Annotated in this window: 2 protein-coding genes and 2 pseudogenes (1 of these 4 only partly in view); 2 read left to right on the forward strand and 2 right to left on the reverse strand. The window is 65.9% G+C overall.

What is annotated here, in order from left to right; genetic code table 11:
• Positions 1–18: 18 nt before the first annotated feature.
• Both K789_RS24670 and K789_RS0114230 read right to left on the reverse strand, forming a co-directional pair.
• A pseudogene (locus K789_RS24670) lies at positions 19–654 on the reverse strand (LytR C-terminal domain-containing protein); the annotation flags it as partial.
• Complete coding sequence (locus K789_RS0114230) at positions 647–946, reverse strand: type II toxin-antitoxin system VapB family antitoxin (protein ID WP_024367337.1); 300 nt, start codon at positions 944–946, stop codon at positions 647–649. The gene K789_RS0114230 and the pseudogene K789_RS24670, both read right to left, overlap by 8 nt.
• Positions 947–1,125: 179 nt before the next feature.
• Here K789_RS0114230 and K789_RS0114235 point away from each other — a divergent pair, with 179 nt between their 5' ends.
• Together K789_RS0114235 and K789_RS0114240 are read left to right on the forward strand one after the other, a co-directional pair.
• The gene (locus K789_RS0114235) at positions 1,126–2,040 is read left to right on the forward strand and encodes a hypothetical protein (RefSeq protein WP_024367338.1); all 915 of its coding nucleotides are present in this window, start codon (positions 1,126–1,128) and stop codon (positions 2,038–2,040) included.
• Between the two features lie 119 nt (positions 2,041–2,159).
• Positions 2,160–2,312, forward strand: a pseudogene (locus K789_RS0114240) (stealth family protein) (it continues 1,473 nt past the right edge of the window).

Here is a 2,312-nt window from a genome sequence, read left to right on the forward strand (position 1 = left end):
CGGGGTCACGGTCCCCGGCTCGTCGACTATCCGCCGGTCCTCGCGCGGGCAGCTGAGCTGGCCGGGTGTCTGGTCGACCAGTTCCGGCTTCGCGAGTTCCTTGAAGTCTCCGGTGAGGATAACGTCCACGCTCGGGTCCGTCCGGGCGTCCTGGAAATAGTCCGAGCCCGGCAGGTTGCGCTGCACACTGAACGCCGCCGACTGGCCGGCAGCGCCGGACACGACCAGCGCCACCCCGCGGTAGCTCGACGTCGTGTTAGCGACGGCGCCGACCATGAACTTGCGGGCCACGAACTCGTCGGCCACCGTCCGGGCCAGACCCGGACGGGACGTCGAATTGAAGACATTGAGGTTGATTTTCTCCGGCGGCGTGTAGTCAAAGCGCGCCTCCGGGCAGACGGAGGCCGCCGCAGCCTGGCTGCGCTCCGCCGTCGGAACCTTGATCTGGCCGTTCATGATCGCGAGGGCAACCACAATCGCGGCGGCAACCAGCCCGACGAGGAGCACCAGGACGGCGCCATGCAGGATGCGTCGGCGCATCCTGACGGGGTTGTCGTGCAGCTCGTCATCCTCCACGAAGGTGGCCCGCAAGTCCGATCCGGTAATGACCTGGTGCCCGTGCAGTACGGTGACGTCCTTCGGCTTTCTAGCCATTTATCACCAGCACGCGCGCGTGGATCGCTGTGCGCTGGTGCAGTGCGGTCCGGACGGCGCGGTGCAGGCCGTCCTCGAGGTAGAGGACGCCGCGGTATTCCACGACGTGCGGGAAAAGATCGCCGAAGAACGTGGAGTCTTCTGCCAGCAGCGCCTCGAGGTCGAGCGTGCGCTTGGTGGTCACCAGATCGTCCAGCCGGACCGGTCGCGGCGGCAGTGCCGCCCAGTCCTTGGGCGTGCTGTAACCATGGTCGGGGTACGGGCGGCCCTCGCCCACGGCTTTGAATATCACCATGCAAGCCTAAGGAACTTGGACGGCCAAAGGAATCCACCACTCCCGCTGCCGGGAGGTTGTAGCCAAACGGTAACCATTTGTCACACCATCTTGTCCTTACTGTCACAGCCAAGACCTTGCCGGCGGCACGGTCCACGCCACATGCAAAGATGCCTGCCGGCTGGGAGAATGGAGCCATGACAACTCCCGAGACCTCAGCTTCCCTCTCGCCGTCGGCTCCTCCCCTGGCGCTGCTGCTCGACGTCGACGGTCCTGTGGCGAGTCCCGTCACCCGTACGGTGCAGCCGGCGATCATCGCGGACCTGCTGGCGCTGGCCGCGGCGGGAATCCCGGTGATCTTCAATACCGGCCGTTCGGCTGCGTTCATCCGCGAACAGGTGATGGAGCCGATGATCGCGGCGGGGATGCCGGCCGGCACCCTGATCCATGCCGTGTGCGAGAAGGGCGCGGTCTGGTTCAGCTACACCGCCACTGGCCCCGGGGCAGTCCACGTCGATCACGAGCTGGCCATCCCGCGTGCGTTCGGGGACGACGTGCGCCGGCTTGTGGCCGAGGATTACGCCAGCCACATGTTCTTCGATGAAACCAAGCTGGCCATGGTCTCCGTCGAGCAGCACATCGCCGTCGAGAACTCCGACTACCGGGCCGAGCAGCAGCTCTTTGACGCAGATGCCATGGAACTGATGGCCCGGCACGGCCTCGGAGTGGTGCGCCTGGACCACCATGCACCGGACTCCGATGACCGGATCGATTACCGCGTGGATCCGACCATCATCTCCACCGACATCGAGTCGGTCCGGCTCGGCAAGGACCTCGGCGCGAGCCGGGCCGTTGAGCTGCTGGCGGCGCAGGGCGTCACCCCGCAGGCCTGGCGCACGGTGGGTGATTCACGGACCGACTACGCTATGGCCGACTGGCTGCACCACAACGACCACCCGGTGAAACACGTCGACGTCCGGCCCGCCGACGGAGTCCCGGTGAAACCGTACGAAGTACTCACGGCGGCGGATCTGGGGCTGGGCGAGGACGTCATCCACGACGACGCCGGGGCCGCTTTCCTTCGCAGCTGGCGCCTGGCCCTCCTGGGCTGACCAGGCCGGCTGAACCCTCGCCGAACCCCGGTTTCCGGGGTGGACGAGGGGCTCTCGCGGCCCACACTGGCGGCGTTTCAGCCGCGGATAATCAAGGCGATTTTGGGGCGGACGTTATCATGCAAGTAGGGACACATTCACGCAAAGAATCACGGAGAATCGAAATTACAGACGCATTGGTCCAGGACGAGATCTACTACGGCAGCCAGGCATCCGTTGACGCCCACGATGAGGTCACTTCCGCGGCTGCCGTGGCGAGATTCCGGACCCGC

The organism is Arthrobacter sp. TB 26, assembly GCF_000427315.1.
GTDB lineage: Bacteria > Actinomycetota > Actinomycetes > Actinomycetales > Micrococcaceae > Arthrobacter.

Coding starts and splice junctions, on each gene's coding strand:
- K789_RS0114235 (WP_024367338.1), top strand. CDS start 1,126: ATGACAACTCCCGAGACCTCAGCTTCCCTCTCGCCGTCGGCTCCTCCC.